Here is a 296-nt window from a genome sequence, read left to right on the forward strand (position 1 = left end):
ATAGCGCCACCGGTGAAGATAGAGATATCCGAGGTGCCGCCACCAATATCCACCATGCAGACACCCAGCTCTTTTTCGTCATCGGTCAGCACCGAGTAGCTGGAGGCCAGCTGCTCCAACACCACATGGTCCACTTCCATACCGCAGCGGCGGATACATTTTTCGATATTCTGATGCGCGTTCACTGACGCGGTTACCAGATGCACCTTGGCTTCCAGCCGCACACCGGACATGCCCAGTGGCTCTTTGATGCCTTCCTGACTGTCGATTTCGTACTCCTGCGGCAAGATATGCAG

General features: G+C 55.4%; 1 pseudogene. It reads right to left on the minus strand.

What is annotated here, in order from left to right:
- Positions 1 to 296 (minus strand): annotated as a pseudogene (locus ACFVYJ_RS13725) (cell division protein FtsA); the annotation flags it as partial.

Source organism: Pontibacter sp. JAM-7 (genome assembly GCF_048548695.2).
Taxonomy (GTDB): domain Bacteria; phylum Pseudomonadota; class Gammaproteobacteria; order Pseudomonadales; family Balneatricaceae; genus Neptuniibacter.